Here is a 19,587-nt window from a genome sequence, read left to right as displayed (position 1 = left end):
AAACGAGACAAGACCATGACACTCCTCGGGCGTCGCGCATTCATCGGCGGGATCGGCGGCCTGTTGCTTTCATCGGCCCATGCCTCCGACGTGGTCCGCGTGATCGTGCCCTATGCAGCAGGCGGTTTCACCGACATCGGCGCGCGGGTCATCTGCGAGCAACTTGGCCAGGTACTGGGACAGCCTGTGATCATCGAGAATCGGCCGGGCGGAGGCACGCGGATCGGAACCTCCGCCGTGTTCGGCGCCAAGCCGGACGGAAACACGCTGCTGCTCACCAATATTGCCTACAGCATCCTCCCGCTGGTCGATCCCTCGGTGAAGTACGACGCGCTTAGTGCCGCTGCGCCGGTAGGCATCGCCTCGGTCTATTCCATCGCCGTGGTCGTCAATGCGCATCTGCCCGTGAAAACGCTGCGGGAGTTCGTCGACCACGCACGCAAGAATCCCGGCAAGCTGACCTACGGCAGCGCCGGGCCGGGCAGCGGGGCGCACCTTGGAGGCGAGCTGTTCAAGGCCTTGACGGGCACTGATCTCGTCCACGTGCCGTTCCGCTCCACCTCGAGCGCGCTCACCGAGGTGGCCGCGGGCAGGGTCGATCTCACCTTCGACGGCACGGCCCTCGAACTCGCGAAGACCGGCAAGGTCAGGATCCTCGCGGTGTCGGGCACCGACCGCGATCCGCGCATGCCGGACGTCCCCACCGTGGCGCAAGCCGGTCTCAAGGGCATGGAAACGAATTCCTGGCTCGGGATCTTCGCTCCGCCGGGAACGCCTGCGCCGGTGATCGAGCGGCTGAACCAGGCGCTGAACACCGTCCTGCAAAAAGAAGCGCTGAAGGCGCGTTTCCGCGAACTCGGCATGGTCCCGCGTTCCGGCCCACCAAGCCTGCTGATCGAACAGGTGCGCTACGACACCGATCTCTACAGGCGCGTCATCCACGAAGCAAAACTGAAATTCGAATGAGCTCTTCCAACCAACATTTCCCCGGGAGCGCCGTGGCGGATGCGCCCGTGTTCGTCTCCTCCGAAACCGCAGCTGCGGTTTTCCAGTGGCTGCCGGCGGTGCGCGCCTTGCAGGAAACCTATGCACGGCCGATGGGTCCGAACGCGGTGCCTCGGCGCACCATTGCCGCAGGGGCCGCGGAGCGTGCTTCGCTGCGAACCATGACCGCGGTACCGCCGGGGTCGCGCTACTACGGCGCCAAGCTGATGGGCATGGCCTTCGGTGCGGCAGGTCGGCAGCTCGAATACGCCGTCGTCCTGTTCGACGCCACCACGGGCTCGCTGGCCGCGATCGTCGATGGCAACCTCGTCACTGCCTATCGCACGGCTGCCACGTCTGCCGCGGCCCTGGACCGCCTGGCACCGGAGCGCGCAGCGAGCCTGGCTGTGCTTGGCAGCGGCCTGGAAGCACGCATGCACACGCTCGCGATCGCGGCGGTGCGTCAGTTGCAGGAGATCAGGGTCTACAGCCCGACGCCGGGCAAGCGCGTCGCCTTCGCCGAGGCCCTGGGCGCCGAGCTGGGGGTTCGCGCGCAAGCCGTCGATTCGCCCGCAGAAGCCGCGGGCGGCGCAGACGTCGTGCTGGCGGCGGCGCGCTCGTATGGCGAGAAACCCATTCTGCACGGCGAGTGGCTCGCGCCTCATGCGACGGTGGTTTCCATCGGATCGACGCTGCCCGACCAGCGCGAAGTCGACAGCAGCGTGGTGGCGCGTGCCAGCCTCATCGTTTGCGACAACGTGGAGGAAGTGCTCGAGGAATCCGGGGACATGCTGGCCGCCCGGCGGGACGGTGTCGAGCCCGAGGGCAGGTGCGTCAGCCTCAACGACCTGATGTCCGGCAAGGCGAGCGGCGCCCGCCGCGAAGGCGAGGTGGCCATGTACAAGTCGGTCGGCTCCGGACTGCAGGACGTGGTGGTCGCCGGAATGATCCTCGACCTTGCGCGCGCTGCCGGACTGGCGACGCCTCTGCCGATCCGATTCGAAACCAAGCGCATCGGCTGATGCAAAGAACCATGAAGAACCTGCTGAAAGATCCCGAACTGTTCCGCGCCGCCGCCTTCGTGGGCGGCGAGTGGATCGATGCCACGCCGCACGGCAAGTACACCTTGCGCAACCCCGCCACCGATGAACCGCTCGTCGAACTGCCCCGCTTCAGGCAGGACGAGACGGCGCAGGCCATAGGGGTCGCACACCGCGCTTTCCTCGACTGGCGCGGGACCACGGCCAAGCACCGTTCGGAGGTGCTGCGCCGCTGGTACGAGCTCATGGTGCTGCACTGCGACGACCTGGCAACCTTGATCACCCTGGAGGAGGGAAAGCCGCTGGCCGAAGCCAAGACCGAGGTGCAGTACGCGGCATCGTTCCTCCAGTGGTTCTCGGAGGAAGCCAAGCGGGTGCGCGGCGACGTGATCCCGGCGCCCAAAGACACCCAGCGCATCGTGGTGCTGAAGGAGCCGATCGGCGTCTGCGCAGCCATCACGCCGTGGAACTTTCCCGCGGCCATGATCACGCGCAAGGCCGGTCCTGCGCTGGCCGCCGGCTGCAGCATGGTCGTGAAGCCCGCGAGCCAGACGCCGCTCACGGCCCTGGCGCTGGCGGAACTCGGCCAGCGCGCCGGCGTGCCCGCGGGCGTGTTCAACGTGGTGACCGGCAACGACACGCGCGACATCGGCAGCCAGCTCACATCGCATCCGCTGGTGCGCAAGATCACCTTCACCGGTTCGACCGAAGTCGGGCGCGTGTTGCTGGCCCAGGCCGCGGGCACCATCAAGAAGTGCTCGATGGAACTGGGGGGCAACGCACCCTTCATCGTCTTCGACGACGCGGACCTCGATGCGGCCGCAGACGGCGTGGTGGCGGCCAAGTTCCGCAACACCGGCCAAGCGTGCATCAGCGCCAACAGGGTGCTCGTCCAAGCAGGCGTGTACGAGGCATTTGCCGCCAAGCTGGTCGAGCGTGTCCGCAGGCTGCGTGTTGGCAATGGCCTGGAGTCGGACGTGCAGCTTGGCCCGTTGATCGATGATGCGGCCGTCCGGAAGGTAGAAGAGCACATCGCGGATGCCGTCTCGCACGGTGCCGCAGTGCTGCACGGCGGACATCGCCATCCGCTCGGGGGCCGCTTCTTCGAGCCGACGGTCCTGTCCGGCGCCACCTCGGAGATGGCATTGGCGCGCGAAGAAACCTTCGGCCCTCTTGCACCGCTCTTTCGCTTCGAGAAGGACGAGGAAGCATTCGCGATCGCCAACGCGACCGAATTTGGGCTCGCCGCCTATCTCTACAGCCGCGACGCCGCACGCATCTGGCGCGCTTCGGCGGCCATCGAGTCAGGAATGATCGGCATCAACTGCGGTTTGATTTCCAACGAGGTGGCGCCATTTGGCGGGGTAAAGCAGAGTGGGCTTGGTCGCGAAGGTTCGGAGCACGGCATCGAGGAGTTCCTGGAGCTCAAGTACTTGTGCTGGGATGGCCTTGCACCGGTCTTCAGTTGACGTGATCCGGCCGGACGGATATTGAACCCGATTGCGCATCAACCACCAACTGCCGAGGAGCCGATCCATGAAAGCTGCCCGTCTACATTCGTATGGCGACATCGATCAATTCGCGATCGATGACATCCCCATTCCCAAGCCGGCGGCCGGCGAGATTCTGATCAAGATCGAAGCTTCCGCGGTCAACCCTTTCGACCTGATGGTCCGCAAGGGCGACATGGCCCAGTTCATCCCGTTGGATCTGCCGGCGGTGCTGGGCGGCGACGCTGCCGGTGTCGTGGCGGGCGTTGGGAGTGGCGTGAGCGGGCTGTCGATCGGCGATCGGGTGATCGCCGACTTCGCGCTCAATGGCAGGGGCGCCCATGCGGAGTATGGGGTGGTGCCTGCCACGGCCGTCGCCAAGCTTCCGGCCAATCTCAGCTTCGAGCAAGGCGCTACCTTGCCGAAAGCCGGTCTGACGGGGCGCCAGTCCGTCGATGCGCTTGGCGTGGGCGCGGGTGCCCGTGTGCTGATCTCGGGTGGCCTCGGCGCGGTCGGTCGCGCCGCGATCCAGTATCTGAAGGAAATCGGTGCCAAGCCGGTGGCCGGCGTTCGACCCGACCGGATAGAAGTGGCGCGCCAGCTGGCAGGCGAAGCGCTCGACATCACCGCGCCGCCGGCGGAAGCCACCTTCGACTACGCGATCAGCGCTGCAGCCCCCGTCGCGCTCAATCTCATCCGGCACGTGCGCGACGGTGGCCAAGTCGCCAGTATTGTTCCGGTGCCCGACGGGGCCAACACTGGCAACCGCGTGCGCGTTCATGAGCTCTATCACCGCGCCGACGCGGGCACGCTGGCCGCCGTGGCCAGCGCGGCTTCACGCGGCGTGTTGATCATTCCTATCGCCAAGACGTTTCGGCTGGAGCATATTGGTGCGGCTCAGGCGGCCGTCGCCGCCGGCAGTTCGGGCAAAGTGGTTCTGAAGCACTGACGTGTTGGCGCCGACCGAAAATCTGATCACCTAGGCAAAGACTGGCGATTCGAAGTCGACCATGGTCCTCGTCGCACAGCTTGACCTGCAGGGCTTCGATAACGCGCCGCACGTCATATCGGATCGAGCGGGCAACGTGCGCCTCGTGCGCCTGCTCATCAAGCAGCACGGGCCGCAGCCTAAACAGTGGGGGTGTTGAACTTGCGCGCGGCACTGCTCAGCCATCGTCCACCGCCGTCCCCTCGACCAAGTGGATCTCCCATGCGCAAGCAACTGATCAGACTTGATTCGCTGCAGCAGGTTCGCGCAGCGAAGTTGCGAACTCTTTCCGCCGCCGCTGGCCCCCACGATCACGACGACTTCCCCTCGGCGAACCGCGAAGTCCACGCCTTTCAGTACGGCGCCATTTCCATGTAGAGGGACTAGGCAACCATCGCCGCGCTTTGGAAACGCTTCACGAACGCCTGAAAACGTTCGGTCTTGGGGTTCGCGAACACGTCGTTCGGAGGCCCGTCTTCGATGATGGAGCCTTGGTAGAAGAAGAGAAGCCGGTCCGCGACATCGCGTGCGAACTGCATCTCGTGCGTGACGATGATCATCGTCATCCCCTCTGTGCTGAGGTCGCGAAGCGTCTTGAGGACCTCATCGACCAGCTCCGGGTCCAGGGCCGACGTCACCTCGTCGAACAGCATCACCTTCGGCCGCATGGCAAGAGCACGGGCGATGGCCACGCGCTGCTGTTGACCGCCGGAGAGCTGAGATGGATAGTGGTTCGCCTTGTCTGCCAGGCCGACCTTGGCCAGCAACGCCTGGGCATGTTCGCGAGCTTCGGCCTTGGACTCCCCATTCACCAGTACCGGCCCCATCATGATGTTCTGGATGGCCGTCTTGTGGGGGAACAGGTTGTAGTTCTGAAAGACCATTCCCGCCTTGGTCCTGAGACGGGCAATCTCGGTCTCCGATTGCTTGATCCTCTTAGAGCCGCCGGCCGCGGAGTTGTAGCCGACAGCCGCACCGTCGACAAGGATTTCGCCTGCCTGGAAATCCTCGAGGTAGTTGATACACCGCAGGAGCGTCGACTTGCCGGACCCGCTGGGTCCGATGAGAACGACAACCTCGCCCTCCTTCACTTCGAAGGAGATGCTCTTCAAGACTTGATTCTCGCCGAAGCTCTTCGAGACGCCTCGAACTTCGATCATGGGCCGGCTCGTCGGCAGGGGCTGTGCTTTGTTCATGGTTTCCAGGCAGTTCGTTGTGCGACTACGCCGCCGCATAGCGCCGCTGCAGATAGGTCGCGCAGAGTGAAATCGGGTAGCAGATACAGAAATAGATAACCATCACGGCGAAGAAAATCTCGAACGCGGCCAATGTACGCTCGACGACCTCACGCGATGCATACGTCAGTTCCCAGACGCCCACGATCGAGGCGTACGAAGTGCTCTTCACTGCAATGGACGCAGTGGTTACCAATGGCGGGAGCGCGAGACGCATCCCAAGGGGAAGTTGAATCTGTGTGAGGACTTGCCTCCAACGCAGGCCGATAGCCAATCCGGCCTCCACGGTGCTCTTGGGCACGGCAAGAATTGAACCTCTCACGATGTCGGCCACGAAGGCCGCAAAGTAGATGACCAGGGCGATGGTGGCAGCCACGTAGTTCGGCGCGTCAACGCCCAAACGTGGCAGGCCAAAGTAGGCGATGAAGATGAGGACCAGGACGGGAACCCCTCGCACCACATACACATAGACTGTAAGAACCGATCGGACCAGTCGGCCGCTCAGCGCTGCCGCGACGCCCAGGGCGGTACCAACGATGAAGCTGAGGACGACCGTAGCGACCGCCATCTCCAGGGTGATAAGAGCTGCCTTCAGCAGATAGTTGATATTCAGAAATGCGACGTCCATCTGAATTCCTCAGTTGCGCTTGCGCGAGAAGAGCTCGAGCCAATGAAAAACCGCGCTGGCGAGTGTTGTGAGTACGAGATAGAAGGCAGCGACGACGATGAAAACTTCGTAGGAGGCGGCTGTCCGCTCCATGACGAGCTTTCCGCTCAGCGTGAGATCCACGACCCCAATACCTGCGACAAGAGACGTGTCCTTGATCAGCACGACCACTTGGTTCCCGATGGCCGGTACAACCTTGAGCACAGCCTGGGGAAGGACAACTCGGAAGAAAACGCTGGCAGGTCGAAGGCCGATGGCTCGCCCTGCATCCCACTGGGTCCGGGGAACGGCGCTGACTCCACCTCGGAAGACCTCTGCCAGGTAGGCGGTGTGCTGAACTGCGATGGCAATCGCACCGCAATAAATTCCGTCGAGTCTGGAGCCGAGCAGCGGCGCGCCGTAGTAGACGACAAGTATGAGCAGGAACGTTGGCACGTTTCGCAGAAACTCGATCACTGCGTACGTCGGTGCCCAGATGAGAGCATGGTTCGAGAGCCGCATGAGGACCACGCCCATCCCGAAGGCACCGGCAACAGGAAGGCACATGCCCACCAGCGTGAGCGTGACCAGGAATCCGTTGAAGAACTCCGGTAACCATCCCCAAACCATGTTCAACCAGCTCATACTTGCTTTCAGCTCCAGAGGTGTCGGCGATTACTTGACGTAGTATTTCGCGTTCATCGGCGCCTTGCCAAACCACTTCTTGTACGCGGCCGAGTAGTCGTTGAACATCGAACCGGCGCGCATCTCGTTGACGTAGGTGTCCAGAGCCAGCCACCACTTGAAGTCGCCTTGCTTCATATAGATGGCGTTGTTGGTGACTGCCGTCATGCGCTCCTCCAGTACACGCACATCTTTGTTCTGCGTGGCGTACCAGAGGGCGACAGGCTCGTCCAGTTGAGCAGCGTCCACACGCCCGCCCTTGACCGCAGTGAACTGAGCCCCGATCGAGTCGAGCGTGGTCGTCTTTGCTTTCGGGAAGAACTGCGCGGCGCGTGCGGCCTGGACGGGTGTCGAAAGGATCGCTGTCGTCACTTTGTCGGTGTTGAGGTCCGCGAACTTCTTGAACTTCGAGTCGGCCTTGACGATGACAACGATCGACGAGTCGATGTATCCGCGGGTGAATGCAACGCGCGCAATGCGGTCGGGAAGAACGGTTGCGACGTGGATCCCGAAGTCCACCTTGCCGCTGTTCACGTTCTCCCAGCGAGCAGCCGAACTCTGCTTGACGAACTCGATGTGCTTGGGGTCGTCGCTGCCGAAGATCCCTTTTGCGATGAGCTTCGCCATGTCGATGTCGAAGCCCGTGAGTTCACCTTTCTCGTCGACAAATCCGAAGGGCGGCGATTCGCTGCTGACACCGACGATGATCTTGCCGCGAGCAAGAACCTCGTCAAGCTTCGACTTCTCTTGAGCCATCGCGGTTGACGCGATGACCATGCCTGCCAGTAGCAGACCGAACGATTTAAGGAGTTGGCGCATTTGGAGTTCCTCGTTGCGTTGTAAAAATGGGGGAGTTCGGTTCAGGGTCAGCTCAGTGCGGGCCGCACGACGGCACGCACCATCTCGGCAAACGCGACATGGGTGTCGAGAGCCAAGCCATCGACATTGGCATCGACGATGTTCTGCACAGAGTTGATGAGTCCGATGTCGACGCCGCGGGTCAGCAACTGGCGTTCCATCTCCGGCGTATGAAGGAGTCGCGCGTCCTTGCGCCTGGCGGCCATGGCGCCCGCAATCGCGTTGCAGCCCCAGTTCGAGCATGCGGCGGTCACCAGCACGTCGGCGGAAGTGACGGCAGCGATGGTTTCGCCGAACTTCACGTGTGCGTTGACCGCCTCGGTCACAGCCCCCATACCGATTTCGTTTCCGCCGTCGCCCACTGCAACGGTGGGGATACCTTGTCTGATGGCTTCATCGAACAAGATGTCGATGCGCGACCGCCCCATGCCGTAGTCGATTGCCCGCATGCTGTAGTAGACGCCGTCCTTGGCTCGACCAACACGCTCCGTCGAGAAGAACAGGCTCGGCTTGTACTTGGCGAGCAACTCCTTGGCTGCTGCAGGCGCCTCGTCATCTGACGTCGTGAACGGGAGAAGCGAGGCGATCGCCAAAGTCCCATCCTTGGACGCAATCTGCGCCTGGTCGTACGGCAGCACGGTCAACCCTGCGCTGGTCAGGATGGCCTTCATTCCAGGCAATAGCGTGGCCTCGGCAAGCAGGACGCAATGGACACGCTTGGAGATGGCCAGGGCGCGGATGACGGCGGCGGCTCCTGCGGGGCCGTCGTTCTCACCGATTTCGGTGGAGATCCAGGCGCGCGATACCGACCCCGTGGTGACGAAGACCGTCGCGCCGTCCGGCACCGACAAGAGCGCATCGGCCGCGGCGCCGACGAGCGTCGTGCCTTGCCGGGCGCGCGCGGCCTTGTACAGATGTTCGACACCACGGCCGCCGATGTCCATGCTGACCAGCTTGTCGAGCCGCTCGTCGATAGCGGCAAGCGCGCCGCTCACCGCGGTCATTGCGAGGCTCCCACAATGAGTTCGGCAAGCTCTTTGGGCTTGTCGACGTAGCGGGCCACTTCATCGAAGGAGGCCACCATTGCATCGACAACCTTGGACATGCCACCCACACGCTCGATCGCACCGTGGGTCGGCTTGAGACGGACCGATACACGGGCACCGGGCTGGCCATGGGTATTCACCGTCAGGATGCCGTGGTCACGCAGCAGCAACATGCCGAGCGCCGAGGTGATTTCACAGGGAACCAGATCAGTCCCCGATGGGGCCTTGCCGGCGCGGCGAAAGACTTCCTGGAGGGCGAGGTCTTCTTCAATCATTGGACCAAGATCGCTCACGGCGACCAGATCGGTTCCCATGCGGTCTCGCAGTGCCGCCGCGAGCTGCTTGCCGCTTTCCGCTTCGTCCAGAAGATCCTTTGGAGAGAATCGCTGCAATGAGCGAAGAGCGCTCGCTGCGATGGGGGCGCGCGCCTCCATCCCGAACTCGGACGCCTTTGCAGAAATGCGCGTGATCAACAGCGGTCGGCCTACCAACAGCCCCGAGCGTGGCCCCGACAGACCGGCCTTGTCGCAATTGGTGATGGCGACGTCGCCACCGAGGTGAAGACTCTTCGCACCGCCACGCAGAACCGGACGCATCCGGGCGCCGTATGCCTCGTCGAAGAGAACCGCCGCGCCGCTTGCCTTCGCCACCGCCGCGACATCCATGGAGACGTTGTCGTCCAGATATTCAAGGCTGCTGGTGACGGTGGTCACAACCACCAATGCGGGGGCCCTTTCTTCTATGACCGACGCCCAGTCCTTGTCTCCCTGGACCTCATGCAGGATGACCTGCGCGATGCCGCATCCGCGGATGACCGACGCGTGCGATCGGCCGCCAGGCGGGACCACGGACACCACCGGCTTCCCGTCGGCGAGCGCTGCAATAGTGGCAATGATTCCAGCGCTCGTCCTGTTCACGGGTGCCACCATGTCGCCGGGCTGTCCGCCCATGTGCTCGATGGCGACCTGTCGGAGTTCTTCGGCGTAGAGCCCAGGCCCCACCCATTCTTCACAGTTCGTTGCGAGGTCTTCGACGTTCAGCGGGAACTCGCGTTGGTTGCCTGTGAACACGCCGATCGACATCGCTCCGAGACGGCGGATGCGTTCTGCCGCGACCGACTGACCTTGGCGCAGTCGTCGCGCCTCGTCGACGCTCGATTGGATGATTTTCCCGCGTGCAAAGCCGACGATAGGGTCGAGCGGATTGCCGAGGGAGTCGGTGGGCTTCTTGACTTGCATTTTTTGTCTTGGTTACGCAGTGGCAGCGGTGCGAATGGACATGCGCGCCACGGCACTCAGAAGATTGACAAAGGCGAGGTGGCCGTCGAACGCAATGCCGTCAACGACCATGGCCTGCTTCGAAGTAGCCCCGTCGCGCGCACCTGCGGCCACAGTCACTGCTATCAGTTCATGCTCTGTATCGGCGTCGTGCAGCAGCTCCTCGTCACCGACGAGCACCGCGAGTGCGGCCCCGACGGCGCACGCGCCCCAGTTCGACACGGCGGCACTCACCGTCACATCGGTGGCCACCACGGTGACCACACCGGACTCGTGCCCTGCCAAAGAGCGGCCACGCAGCGGGAGGACGTCCCGGATGGACTCCCGGACCGCGCCGAATCCCACCTCATTGCCGCCGTCACCGATGCCAATCGTGACGATTCCAGCTTCCGCAGCGTGATACGCCAGCAGATAGACGTAGCCAACGGCCAGCGGGTCTCGACAGTCACCTCGAACCCCGTGAAATTGCCCCTCGACGTTGGGACCGTCGCGTTCCACAAAGACCACCGCGCTGGGGCGATGGGTTTCGATCAGGGCCCGGGAGCGCGTTTGCCCGCGATTCATTCCGATGGGGAACGACTCGATGGTGATGGGCCGGACATCGCGACCCGGCTTCTCTTCGGCCCAGACAGCGAGCTTGGCGTTCATCAGATCGACGGCGGCCTTGATGGGCGCCATGTGCGCCTCCTCGGTGACGAAGACGACTTTCGCGCGCAGCCCTTTGACCAGGGCGGCTGCGAGTGCTGCAGCCCCGACCGGACCGTCGGTCTCGCCCCATGGGAGCTTCGGGGACACACCTGCGCCTGTAGCGATGAAGACTGTGCTGCCAGGTACAACCTTCTCCTTGAGGGCAGCTGCAGCGGCCATCGAAAGTGGGCCCTCGTGGTGCGCGCGGCAGACCTCGTACATGGGCACGACGATCCCCGGGGGAAGTCCCCCACTGAGCGGTCGAATTTCGAGCGTCATCAGACGGTCGATTCGGTTTCCCGTCTCGACCTGCTGCGACGACAAGCCCTGGGTCCAGTAGTTCGCCGATGTGGAGGTGCTGTTCACGAGGGGCCCCGAGTCAGATGCCAAACGTGACGCTCTTGCGGCTGGTGTAGCTCTCCAGCGCGCCTTCGATGGAGTATTCGGCACCGATGCCGCTCTGCTTCGCGCCGCCGTACGACATGCCAGGAATCTGGCCACCGGCGCGATTCACCTGGATCCAGCCCGCATCGAGCTGTTCGGTGGCACGCATTGCGGCACCGATGTCATTCGTGAAAACGTAGGCGGCAAGACCGTAGTGCGTGTCGTTCGCCATGGCGAGAACTTCGCTCTCGTTCTCCCACGCGATGGCCACGAGTACCGGGCCGAACACTTCTTCACGGGCAATGCGCCAGGTGTTGTCGACACCCGTGAAGATGACGGGTGTCGGGAAGTAGCCCTTGGCATCGCGGGCGGCCGGCGGCAACGTGCCGGTCTCCACTTTCGCGCCGGCATCCATGGCTTCCTTGATGAACCCGCAGACCGCGTTGTAGCGTTCGGCATTGATGACGGCGCCGATGTCGGAGGTTTCGTCGAGGGCGTCGCCGACCTTCAGGGCATTGACCTTCTCCACCAGGCGTGGCATCACCTTGTCCCAGATGGACTTGTGCAGGAACAGACGCGAGCCCGCGGTGCACGATTGGCCCTGACGGGCGAAGCGCATCGCCGCGATGATGTTGTTCACCGTGGTGTCCAGCATCGCATCGGTGCCAGCGTCCGGGTAGACGATGCAAGGGCTCTTGCCACCGAGTTCCAGGGTCAGATGCCCGATACGGTCCGCAACGGCGTGTGCGACCTTCTGACCCACTTCGTGAGATCCCGTGAACGACACCTTGGCGACGTCGGCATGAGTGCTCAGCGGGGCACCGGCTTCCAGGCCTTCGCCGGTCACGACGTTGAAGACGCCGGGCGGGAAGATGTCCGCAGCGAGCTCGGCGATGCGGATGACGGCGAGCGGTGCGTCTTCTGCCGGTTTGAGAACCAGCGTGTTGCCCGTTCCGAGCGACATGCCGATCTTGACCGCGGCCAGGACGAGCGGCGAGTTCCAGGGGATGATGGCCCCGACCACCCCGAAAGGCTCGCGGGTGGTGTAGCTGAAGAGGCCAGGCCCAAGCGGGAGGGTCTCGCCCTTTTGCTCTGCAATGACGCCGCCGTAATAGCGAAGGACTTCGGCGGTGCTGGCAACCTCCGGCCGGCTCTGGGTGCGTAGCGCATTGCCCGTTTCCGCGGCCAGGATCTTGGCGATTTCTTCGGCGTTTGCGGTGATGCGGTTGCCGAACTCGATCAGCATGGCGCCGCGTTCGCGTGCTGCCTTGCGGCGCCATTTCGGGAATGCCGCTTTGGCAGCCGCAACAGCGACATCGATGTCGCGCGAGTCGGCCGCGCCGATGGTGGCGATGGTGTCGAGGCGGCATGGGTTGATGACGTCAAGCGTCTTGCCGCCGATGGGCTTGCACCATTCGCCGTTGATGAAGTTGCCGGCGAGACCGGACGTGGGGAGGCTGACAGTGCCGTAGATGGACTTGGAGATGGTATTCACTTGGATGCTCTTGGCTGGATGGGGGAGGCGCGCTTACGCGGCGGTTTGCAGGCGAACGCCCAGCAGTTCCTCGTAGATTTCACTGACGCTGGTGGAGTCCTTGCCGCCCATGCCCTTGGCACGAGCGGCGTTGTAGGTCTGCTTGACCAGCTGACCCAGGGGCATCGGGTAGTTGGAGAACTCATCGAGGCACAGGCCCAGGTCCTTGTTCATCAGGTCGATGGCGAAGAATGCCGGGCGCTCTGCGGTGAACAACGTCTTCTGGAACCAGTCGAGCATCTTGCTGCCGGCCATGCCTGCACTCATCACGTCGCACAGCACTTCCAGGTTGCCGCCAGCTTTGACGCTGGCTGAAAGAACTTCGCCCAGCGCGACGGTGTTGATTGCCACCACAAGGTTGTGGCTCAGCTTCGTGAGCTGGCCGGCACCGATGTCGCCGCAGTGGACGATGCGTCCGGCCAAGTTGTTCAGCATCGGCGTGACGCGTTCGAGGACAGCGGCATCGCCACCGACCATCACGACCAGCTTTCCATTCGTGGCACCTGCAACGCCACCGCTGACCGGTGCGTCGAGAAAGTCGACACCTTTCTTGGCTGCCTCGGCAGCCAGAGCCTTGGTAGTTTCAGGGTCGACGGTGCTGAAATCGATCAGGACCGCACCCTTGTTCAGCGACGCGAGCACACCGTCGGCGCCTGTGATTGCCGACTTGAGGATGGCGGGCGTAGGCAAGCTGAACAGAACTGCATCAGCCCCCTCAGCGGCTGCCTTGGGATTTGCGGCCGCGGCCGCCCCCTTGGATACCAATTCGTCGACAGCGCTGCGGTTCGGGTCAAACACCGTGACCTTGAAACCCGCCGAAACCAGGCGCGCAGCCATTTGCGCGCCCATCTTGCCGATACCGATAAATGCAACGTTCTTCATTCCTAAGCGCTCCTGTTTGGATGCGTTGGACTGTAGGGAGAGCGTGGCGTGTGGATAAGACCACCAATGCTTACGGGAATCGTTAGAATTTCTTTCCTATTGTGGTCCTCCAAGTTGGTGCATGTATAGGGGCATCAAAATTGCGTGCGTAGGCCCCTCGTGCCGTTTCATTGGGGAATACCCTGATGCCAAGAGCTCGAGGGATATAGCTGCGAGCGTGGAGGCGTTAGCTTTTCTGTCGTTCAGATGCTCAACCTGTCTCGCCTTCACCTTCTCAGCGAACTTGCCGTTCTAGGGACCATCGCCAAGGTGGCGGAGGCTGTGAACCTCACACGCCCCGCTGTCTCGCAGCAACTGGCCATCCTGGAACAGGAGACGGGCACCGTGCTGTTTGAGCGCTCAGGCCGAGGCGTTCAACTGACGCTGGCGGGCGAAAGCCTGGTTGCAAGGGCCGGAAAAGTGCTGGATCTGGTGAGCGAGATCGAATCGGACCTCGCGTCGGCCAAGGGCTCCGTGGCGGGCGAAGTCCGGATATCGGCGTTCGGCTCGGTTGCGACGACCTTTATCCCGGCGGTGTTCGAATCGTTGATACGCGAGTACCCCCAGCTTGACCTTCGTTTCGAGGAACTCGAGCCCGGCGAGAGCCTGAAGGCTGCCGCTGCGAAACAGGTCGACCTGGCACTGGTCGATGACTCCATCAGTGCCGAAGCCCTCTCGAGCATGCTGTACTTTCGCCCGGTCTACGAGGACCATTTCGCCGCAGTGATGGCCGCAAGTCATCGACTCGCGGGAGCCTCTTCCATCGGCATGAACGACCTTGAGGCCGAGAACTGGGCCATCAACAGAAATGCGCAGACATACAAAACGCAGATCGTGAATGCCTGCCACGAAGCCGGGTTTACGCCCCGCGTGGTTGCGAGCTGCCGCAACATGGCCGCGACGCTGGAGATGGTGCGTACCGGCTATGTCATCACCGTCCTGCCGGCGCTGGCGCTGAGGGCGGTGGCCGCAGACGCCGCTTTCAGCGTGATCCCCGTCCATCCAATGATGGTGCGACGAATCTTCGTTGCAATGGCCCAAGGGACCTTCCGCCGGCCTGCCATCGCAGCCGTATTGAAAGCCTTGGACGGCGTGGTCCCAAGGTTCGCAGAGAGCCTCGGAGTTCACAGCGCCAAGCGCGCCTGAGCGTTGGGTTCCGCCGATCTCTGAGGCAGCCAGCGGATAGTGGCTTCGCACTGCACGGCGGTTGTCCACCTCGCATCGATGCGCAACACGCCGGGCTCGCCGACAGGTGGCTCCAGTGTCGCGAACTGGTTGTCCACCAGACTGGCAGGAAACCAGTGCGTGCTTCGCGCCTCGACGCGGGCGCGCGCTTCCTCTGGGGCGATGTCGATATAGACGATCTTCAGCGTCGGTTCCGCAGCGCGCAGGCGCTCGCGGTAGCGACGCTTGAGGGCGGAGCAGGCCAAGACCACGTGGCCTGCGGATTCCGCCATCAGGGTGCCGAGCCGGTCGAGCCAGGGGCCGCGATCCTCGTCATCCAACGCAATGCCGCTGCGCATCTTTTCCTGGCTCTGCGGCAGGTGGTGGTCATCGCCCTCGATCATCTGGGCGCCCAGGGTCTGGGCGAGGGCGGCCGCGGTGGAAGACTTGCCGCACCCCGAAACGCCCATCACCAATAGCTTGTGAGGCATGTCTGGTGCCCATACCGTGTCGGTGGCACCGTCGTCAACGTCGAAGCGCTGGCTCTGCCGCTCGACGAGGTCGGGAGAAGAGGCGTGGGTGGCCGGGACGGAACGGCGCATGGGTGTCTCCTGCTATTTCGCGCATTGGCGCGCCCAGGTGGCGCCAGATCGACCCCGAAGGTACTCAAGGGCCCGTCGCCGCACAAAGACGGGATCGATCTGGACCTATAGGGAAACGTTATGTCGCGCGGTGCCCATAAGGAAATGCGTCACCCCTAGAGCAAGGACGTCTTTGCGCCGGCGTCGAGACGATCCTACCGTTGCCCCAGGACTTGATCGATCGCAGGGCCCGCGTCTATATGTGCGGGCCGGTGGGCATGATGGAGAGCTTTGCCCAGGCGCTGGTCGCGCGCGGCGTACCCCGCTTCGACATTTTCCGAGAGGTGTTCCGTTCACCGCCCGGGCCCCTGCGCGAGGAGGGGCGCAGCTACCAGGTCACCTTCCGCCAGTCGGGCATGGCCAGCGCCAGGTGGTCGGCAGCGAAGGGCACCTTGCTCCAGCTGGGTGAGGCCGCCGGTGCGCGATTGCCCAGCGGATGCCGAGTGGAGCAGTGTGAAAGTTGCGCGGTCAAGATAGTGTCGGGCGAGGTGCGACACCTCCACGGGCCCGAGCCCGATGAAGCCGACGTGTGCCTGACGTGCCAAGCTGTGCCCGTCACTGATTTGGTTCTGGACATCTGAGTCCTTGTCCGCCGGCGTCGGCGACATGGTTCCTGACTGGGCCGTACCGGCCTGGCCATCGCCAAGATCACGGCCGAGACGCCCCTGCGCATCTGCTCGTAGATCGCCGACCTAGACAGGCCTGCGAGGCGCTCGACTTCAGGAAGTCTGAAAAGCCTGTCGGGTGGGTACTTCATCTCACGAGCGGCCACCGGCAGTTGATAGGCCTGCAGCGTCTTCAGGAGTGCGCTGCAGAGCTGAGCTGAAAAGCTTTTGATCACGAAGTGGTTGGAGCCAGATGCGTCAAACTTCCGAGGGCCATTGCTTGGAGACGGTTGGTTCAGCACGCCGAGAAGCGCTGTGCCAGCGGTCTCCATGCCACACTTTGCATTTCACCATCCAGTAAGTTCCGTGACCCGTCGAATCGATTCCTACAGCATCAGGTTGTTCGTGGCGGCGGCTCGGGCCGGCTCCATCGTCCGTGCCGCTGCCGCGGAGAACATCGCACCTTCGGCATTGAGCCGCAGGATTGCGGATCTGGAACATGCATTCGAGACGCCGCTGCTCGTGCGCTCGCCTCGCGGCATCGCACTGACCGATGCAGGAAGGCTGGTGCTGGCGCGAGGCGAACGTCTCGACGACGAGCTGCAAGCCTTGCTGCGCGAGGTGCAGAGCGAAGGCGGCGAAGTGCGGGGCACAGTGCGCCTTCATGCCAACATGTCTTCCGTCATCGGATTCCTTCCCGAGCGGCTGCACCGCTTCATGGAGGCGTACCCGGGTGTGGAGGTCGCCTTGCGCGAGGAAGACACGCGCGACGTGCTGCGCGCCTGTCTGGACGATCGCGCCGACGTCGGTGTCGGCGTCGACGTCGCGGTGCCGGCGGGCATGGATTCATGGCACTTTGCCTCCGACCCCTTGCTCGTGGTTCTGCCTTCGGGCCATGACTTGGCGGACCTGCAGACCATCACGTTTGCGCGTGCGCTCGAATATCCTTTGGTGGGCGTTCATCAGGGCGGTGCGATGGATCGGTCCCTGAATGAACGCGCCGCGGCATTGGGCAGGCATTTCAATCCGAAGGTGACGGTCAGCAGCTTCGATGCCGCTTGCCGCATGGTGGAGGCCGGCCTCGGCATCGCCGTGGTGCCTCGAAGTGCCGTGACGGCCTACGCGGGAACCGACCGCTTCGCCAGACGACCGCTGGAGGACGAGTGGGCCGACCGCGTCCTGAAGATCTACGCCCTGCGGAAGACGCCGCATCCTCGCGCGGTGGCGGCCCTGATCGAGAGCCTGCGAGGGTAATCACCGATCTCGCGGACGGCGAGATCCCCTGTGCCGTACGAGCGCTTTATGGCAGCACCCCGGCCTGTCAACATCGAGGCATGCCAGCCTCCACGCCAGCCGCCGACAGCGCCGAAAGCATCCGGTTCGACCCGCGCATCCTGATCCTGAGCTGTTCCGCACGCATGGTCGAACGGGGATTGGAGGGAGAACCCCTCGAACTGGCCGACGCGTCGCCGTTGCGTGACGATGTTTCGACCGACGAGATCACGCCGCTTCCGATCCTCACGCACTACGACGACAAGCTGGGGCGCTACCCCTATACCGGCTACAAGGCGGGCGAGGCATTCCCCATCGGCACCGATGCCATCCGTGAATCGGGCATCGAGGTCGTGGTCGCGGGCAGGCGCTATGGCAAGGGCTCCTCGCGCGAGCACAGCCCGACCGCCGAGAAGGCGGCCGGCGTGCGACTGGTCATCGCCGGAAGCTTCGAGCGCCTGTACCGGCAGAACGCCGACAACATCGGCTTGTTCACCTCGACCGACTTCGGGCTGGTCGCGCGCATCCGGGCCGGCGAGGCGATCCCGGTCGAAGATCTCGTGGCCGGTCGCGACGCGCTGGCTGCGGCGATCCTCAAGAGCGGCGGGCTGCTGCGGTTCGGCCAGCGATTCATGCGCGACATCACGGTGCCGCCCGACCCGCAGGACGCGCGTCCGCGCACGCTGTGCGAGAAGATCGTGGCGCGCCACGCGCTCGCCACCGAGTTGACGCAGGCGCACCCCGCGCCGGGCGACGGCGCCTTCGTGCGCGCCGACCTTCGCTTCATCCACGAGTACTACACAGGCATGGCCGCGCACATGCTCCACGCCACATTCGGCCGCCCCCTCGTGCTGCACGATGCCGATTCCATCGTCGTCTTCGAAGATCACACGTCCTATGTCGAGGAGAGCCCCGCGCATGTGCGCGGCGGCCTGGTTCCGAATGTTCATCGCATGGTCGAGGCGCAGCGCGAATTCGCTGCCGCCTACAGCTTGCGCTCGCATCGCACGCTGACGGAGGAGCAGGCGGCGATTGACGACGGCACCAACGTGGCCGGGATCTCGCACGCCATAGTGGCAGAACACTACGCGCTGCCGGGCCAACTGGTGGTGGGAACGGATTCACACACGCCCCACAGCGGCGCGCTGGGTTGCGTGGCCTTCGGCGTCGGCACCACGGACATGGCGAATGCCTTCGTGACGGGGGCGGTGCGGCTGACGGTGCCGCAGTCCCTGAAGATCGTGCTCGATGGCTCGCTGGCCCCTGGCGTGACCGCCAAAGACGTCGTGCTGCATCTGCTGGCGCTGCCCTTCGTGCGCGACGGCGGGGGGGTCGGCAAGGTGTTCGAGTTCACGGGCGAAGTGGTGCGGCGCATGACCATCGACGAGCGCGCCACGCTCACCAACATGACGGCGGAACTCGGCGGCTTCACCGGCCTAGTCGCTCCCGATGCGGAGACCGTGCGCTTCCTGCGCGAGCGCCGCGGTATCGATTTCGAACTCGAACCGTGGATGCATAGCGACGACGGCGCGGTCTACGCCAAAACGCTCCACGTCGACTGTACGCAGATTCCCTCCATGGTCGCGGCACCGGGCGATCCGGGCAACGGGCGGCCGCTCGCGGCGGTGGGCGAGCGGGTGCGCATCGACATCGCCTACGGCGGCTCGTGCACGGCCGGCAAGCGCGAAGACTTCGACCACTACCACGCGGTGCTCAGGTGGGCAGCGGACCGCGGGCTCAGGGTCGCGCCCGGGGTGGACCTGTATCTCCAGTTCGGAACGACTGCGGTGCGCGACCACTGCATTGCAGCCGGGTACATGGACGCGTTCGAACGCGTGGGCGCCCGCATGCTTCAGCCCTCCTGCGGCGCTTGCGGCAACTGCGGACCGGGTGGTTCGGTGCGGGCCGACCAGGTCACCGTGAGCGCCATCAACCGCAACTTCCCAGGCCGGGGCGGACCCGGAAAGGTCTGGCTCGCCAGCCCGCCCACCGTGGCGGCCAGCGCGATCGCGGGCGAACTTGTTTCGTTCGCCGAGCTCCAGGCGCGCCACCCTTGAATCTGAATAAAGAGAGACAAACCCATGCGTGCACATTCACTACGAAAAGCCATTTCCCTTTCGTTTGCGGCGGC

The 19,587-nt window shown here is 63.9% G+C and carries 19 protein-coding genes and 1 pseudogene; 9 read left to right on the top strand and 11 right to left on the bottom strand.

Annotation, left to right across the window (positions count from 1 at the left end; all coding sequences use genetic code 11):
* The first annotated feature begins 15 nt into the window (after positions 1-15).
* The 5 genes from ACAM55_RS25770 to ACAM55_RS25750 all read left to right on the top strand — a co-directional run bounded on the left by ACAM55_RS25770 (position 16) and on the right by ACAM55_RS25750 (position 4,662).
* Complete coding sequence (locus tag ACAM55_RS25770) at positions 16-966, top strand: Bug family tripartite tricarboxylate transporter substrate binding protein (protein ID WP_369657103.1); 951 nt, start codon at positions 16-18, stop codon at positions 964-966.
* Positions 963-2,006 (top strand): ornithine cyclodeaminase family protein, encoded by a 1,044-nt coding sequence (locus tag ACAM55_RS25765; protein ID WP_369657102.1) that lies wholly within the window; start codon positions 963-965, stop codon positions 2,004-2,006. The genes ACAM55_RS25770 and ACAM55_RS25765 overlap by 4 nt, the downstream gene beginning before the upstream one ends.
* An 11-nt stretch (positions 2,007-2,017) precedes the next feature.
* A complete protein-coding gene (locus ACAM55_RS25760) occupies positions 2,018-3,493 on the top strand; it encodes an NAD-dependent succinate-semialdehyde dehydrogenase (RefSeq protein ID WP_369657476.1) in 1,476 nt (491 codons plus the stop codon).
* A gap of 67 nt (positions 3,494-3,560) precedes the next feature.
* Positions 3,561-4,463: an NADP-dependent oxidoreductase gene (locus ACAM55_RS25755; RefSeq protein ID WP_369657101.1), complete on the top strand. Its 903-nt coding sequence runs from the start codon at positions 3,561-3,563 to the stop codon at positions 4,461-4,463.
* 61 nt (positions 4,464-4,524) lie between these two features.
* Entirely contained in the window at positions 4,525-4,662 is a 138-nt protein-coding gene (locus ACAM55_RS25750; RefSeq protein ID WP_369657508.1) for a hypothetical protein, read from the top strand.
* 80 nt (positions 4,663-4,742) lie between these two features.
* Here the strand turns inward: ACAM55_RS25750 and ACAM55_RS25745 are convergent.
* The 10 genes and pseudogenes from ACAM55_RS25745 to ACAM55_RS25700 form a co-directional block, all read right to left on the bottom strand.
* Positions 4,743-4,811 (bottom strand): annotated as a pseudogene (locus ACAM55_RS25745) (hypothetical protein); the annotation flags it as partial.
* 74 nt (positions 4,812-4,885) lie between these two features.
* The gene (locus ACAM55_RS25740; protein ID WP_369657100.1) at positions 4,886-5,698 is read right to left on the bottom strand and encodes an amino acid ABC transporter ATP-binding protein; all 813 of its coding nucleotides are present in this window, start codon (positions 5,696-5,698) and stop codon (positions 4,886-4,888) included.
* A gap of 25 nt (positions 5,699-5,723) precedes the next feature.
* Positions 5,724-6,365 carry an amino acid ABC transporter permease gene (locus ACAM55_RS25735; protein ID WP_369657099.1) on the bottom strand — a complete coding sequence of 214 codons (642 nt, stop codon included), beginning with the start codon at positions 6,363-6,365 and terminating at the stop codon, positions 5,724-5,726.
* A gap of 9 nt (positions 6,366-6,374) precedes the next feature.
* Positions 6,375-7,028: an amino acid ABC transporter permease gene (locus ACAM55_RS25730; RefSeq protein WP_369657098.1), complete on the bottom strand. Its 654-nt coding sequence runs from the start codon at positions 7,026-7,028 to the stop codon at positions 6,375-6,377.
* 30 nt (positions 7,029-7,058) lie between these two features.
* On the bottom strand, positions 7,059-7,886 hold the full coding sequence (locus ACAM55_RS25725; RefSeq protein WP_139701214.1) for a transporter substrate-binding domain-containing protein: 828 nt from the start codon (positions 7,884-7,886) through the stop codon (positions 7,059-7,061).
* A gap of 47 nt (positions 7,887-7,933) precedes the next feature.
* Positions 7,934-8,929: a glutamate cyclase domain-containing protein gene (locus ACAM55_RS25720; protein ID WP_369657097.1), complete on the bottom strand. Its 996-nt coding sequence runs from the start codon at positions 8,927-8,929 to the stop codon at positions 7,934-7,936.
* On the bottom strand, positions 8,926-10,209 hold the full coding sequence (locus ACAM55_RS25715; RefSeq protein WP_369657096.1) for a selenocysteine synthase: 1,284 nt from the start codon (positions 10,207-10,209) through the stop codon (positions 8,926-8,928). The genes ACAM55_RS25720 and ACAM55_RS25715 overlap by 4 nt, the downstream gene beginning before the upstream one ends.
* A 12-nt stretch (positions 10,210-10,221) precedes the next feature.
* Entirely contained in the window at positions 10,222-11,301 is a 1,080-nt protein-coding gene (locus ACAM55_RS25710; RefSeq protein WP_369657095.1) for a glutamate cyclase domain-containing protein, read from the bottom strand.
* Positions 11,302-11,314: 13 nt separating this feature from the next.
* Entirely contained in the window at positions 11,315-12,814 is a 1,500-nt protein-coding gene (locus ACAM55_RS25705; RefSeq protein ID WP_369657094.1) for an aldehyde dehydrogenase family protein, read from the bottom strand.
* Positions 12,815-12,847: 33 nt separating this feature from the next.
* Positions 12,848-13,735, bottom strand: a complete 888-nt coding sequence (locus ACAM55_RS25700; RefSeq protein ID WP_369657093.1) for an NAD(P)-dependent oxidoreductase — start codon at positions 13,733-13,735, stop codon at positions 12,848-12,850.
* A gap of 246 nt (positions 13,736-13,981) precedes the next feature.
* Between ACAM55_RS25700 and ACAM55_RS25695 the strand changes: the two genes are divergently transcribed.
* Entirely contained in the window at positions 13,982-14,920 is a 939-nt protein-coding gene (locus ACAM55_RS25695) for a LysR family transcriptional regulator (protein WP_369657092.1), read from the top strand.
* Here ACAM55_RS25695 and ACAM55_RS25690 read toward each other — a convergent pair.
* Positions 14,899-15,540 (bottom strand): gluconokinase, encoded by a 642-nt coding sequence (locus ACAM55_RS25690; RefSeq protein WP_369657091.1) that lies wholly within the window; start codon positions 15,538-15,540, stop codon positions 14,899-14,901. The genes ACAM55_RS25695 and ACAM55_RS25690 overlap by 22 nt on opposite strands.
* Before the next feature lie 200 nt (positions 15,541-15,740).
* Between ACAM55_RS25690 and ACAM55_RS25685 the strand changes: the two genes are divergently transcribed.
* The 3 genes from ACAM55_RS25685 (at position 15,741) to ACAM55_RS25675 (ending at position 19,513) form a co-directional block, all read left to right on the top strand.
* Positions 15,741-16,160, top strand: a complete 420-nt coding sequence (locus ACAM55_RS25685) for a flavin reductase family protein (protein WP_369657090.1) — start codon at positions 15,741-15,743, stop codon at positions 16,158-16,160.
* A gap of 354 nt (positions 16,161-16,514) precedes the next feature.
* Positions 16,515-17,438, top strand: a complete 924-nt coding sequence (locus ACAM55_RS25680) for a LysR substrate-binding domain-containing protein (protein ID WP_369657475.1) — start codon at positions 16,515-16,517, stop codon at positions 17,436-17,438.
* A 164-nt stretch (positions 17,439-17,602) separates the two neighbouring features.
* Positions 17,603-19,513, top strand: coding sequence for an aconitase family protein (locus ACAM55_RS25675; RefSeq protein WP_369657474.1), 1,911 nt, complete (start codon positions 17,603-17,605; stop codon positions 19,511-19,513).
* Positions 19,514-19,587: the final 74 nt, after the last annotated feature.

It is taken from the genome of Variovorax sp. V213 (genome assembly GCF_041154455.1).
In the GTDB taxonomy this organism is placed as follows: Bacteria; Pseudomonadota; Gammaproteobacteria; order Burkholderiales; family Burkholderiaceae_C; genus Variovorax.
The sequence above is the reverse complement of the archived record's forward strand: the minus strand, read 5'-3'. Positions and strand labels throughout refer to the sequence as shown.

Excerpts from the sequence above, each read along its gene's own strand:
- ACAM55_RS25770 (WP_369657103.1), top strand. The coding sequence starts at position 16 with ATGACACTCCTCGGGCGTCGCGCATTCATCGGCGGGATCGGCGGCCTG.
- ACAM55_RS25765 (WP_369657102.1), top strand. The coding sequence starts at position 963 with ATGAGCTCTTCCAACCAACATTTCCCCGGGAGCGCCGTGGCGGATGCG.
- ACAM55_RS25760 (WP_369657476.1), top strand. The coding sequence starts at position 2,018 with ATGAAGAACCTGCTGAAAGATCCCGAACTGTTCCGCGCCGCCGCCTTC.
- ACAM55_RS25755 (WP_369657101.1), top strand. The coding sequence starts at position 3,561 with ATGAAAGCTGCCCGTCTACATTCGTATGGCGACATCGATCAATTCGCG.
- ACAM55_RS25750 (WP_369657508.1), top strand. The coding sequence starts at position 4,525 with ATGGTCCTCGTCGCACAGCTTGACCTGCAGGGCTTCGATAACGCGCCG.
- ACAM55_RS25740 (WP_369657100.1), bottom strand. The coding sequence starts at position 5,698 with ATGAACAAAGCACAGCCCCTGCCGACGAGCCGGCCCATGATCGAAGTT.
- ACAM55_RS25735 (WP_369657099.1), bottom strand. The coding sequence starts at position 6,365 with ATGGACGTCGCATTTCTGAATATCAACTATCTGCTGAAGGCAGCTCTT.
- ACAM55_RS25730 (WP_369657098.1), bottom strand. The coding sequence starts at position 7,028 with ATGAGCTGGTTGAACATGGTTTGGGGATGGTTACCGGAGTTCTTCAAC.
- ACAM55_RS25725 (WP_139701214.1), bottom strand. The coding sequence starts at position 7,886 with ATGCGCCAACTCCTTAAATCGTTCGGTCTGCTACTGGCAGGCATGGTC.
- ACAM55_RS25720 (WP_369657097.1), bottom strand. The coding sequence starts at position 8,929 with ATGACCGCGGTGAGCGGCGCGCTTGCCGCTATCGACGAGCGGCTCGAC.
- ACAM55_RS25715 (WP_369657096.1), bottom strand. The coding sequence starts at position 10,209 with ATGCAAGTCAAGAAGCCCACCGACTCCCTCGGCAATCCGCTCGACCCT.
- ACAM55_RS25700 (WP_369657093.1), bottom strand. The coding sequence starts at position 13,735 with ATGAAGAACGTTGCATTTATCGGTATCGGCAAGATGGGCGCGCAAATG.
- ACAM55_RS25695 (WP_369657092.1), top strand. The coding sequence starts at position 13,982 with ATGCTCAACCTGTCTCGCCTTCACCTTCTCAGCGAACTTGCCGTTCTA.
- ACAM55_RS25690 (WP_369657091.1), bottom strand. The coding sequence starts at position 15,540 with ATGCGCCGTTCCGTCCCGGCCACCCACGCCTCTTCTCCCGACCTCGTC.
- ACAM55_RS25680 (WP_369657475.1), top strand. The coding sequence starts at position 16,515 with ATGCCACACTTTGCATTTCACCATCCAGTAAGTTCCGTGACCCGTCGA.
- ACAM55_RS25675 (WP_369657474.1), top strand. The coding sequence starts at position 17,603 with ATGGTCGAACGGGGATTGGAGGGAGAACCCCTCGAACTGGCCGACGCG.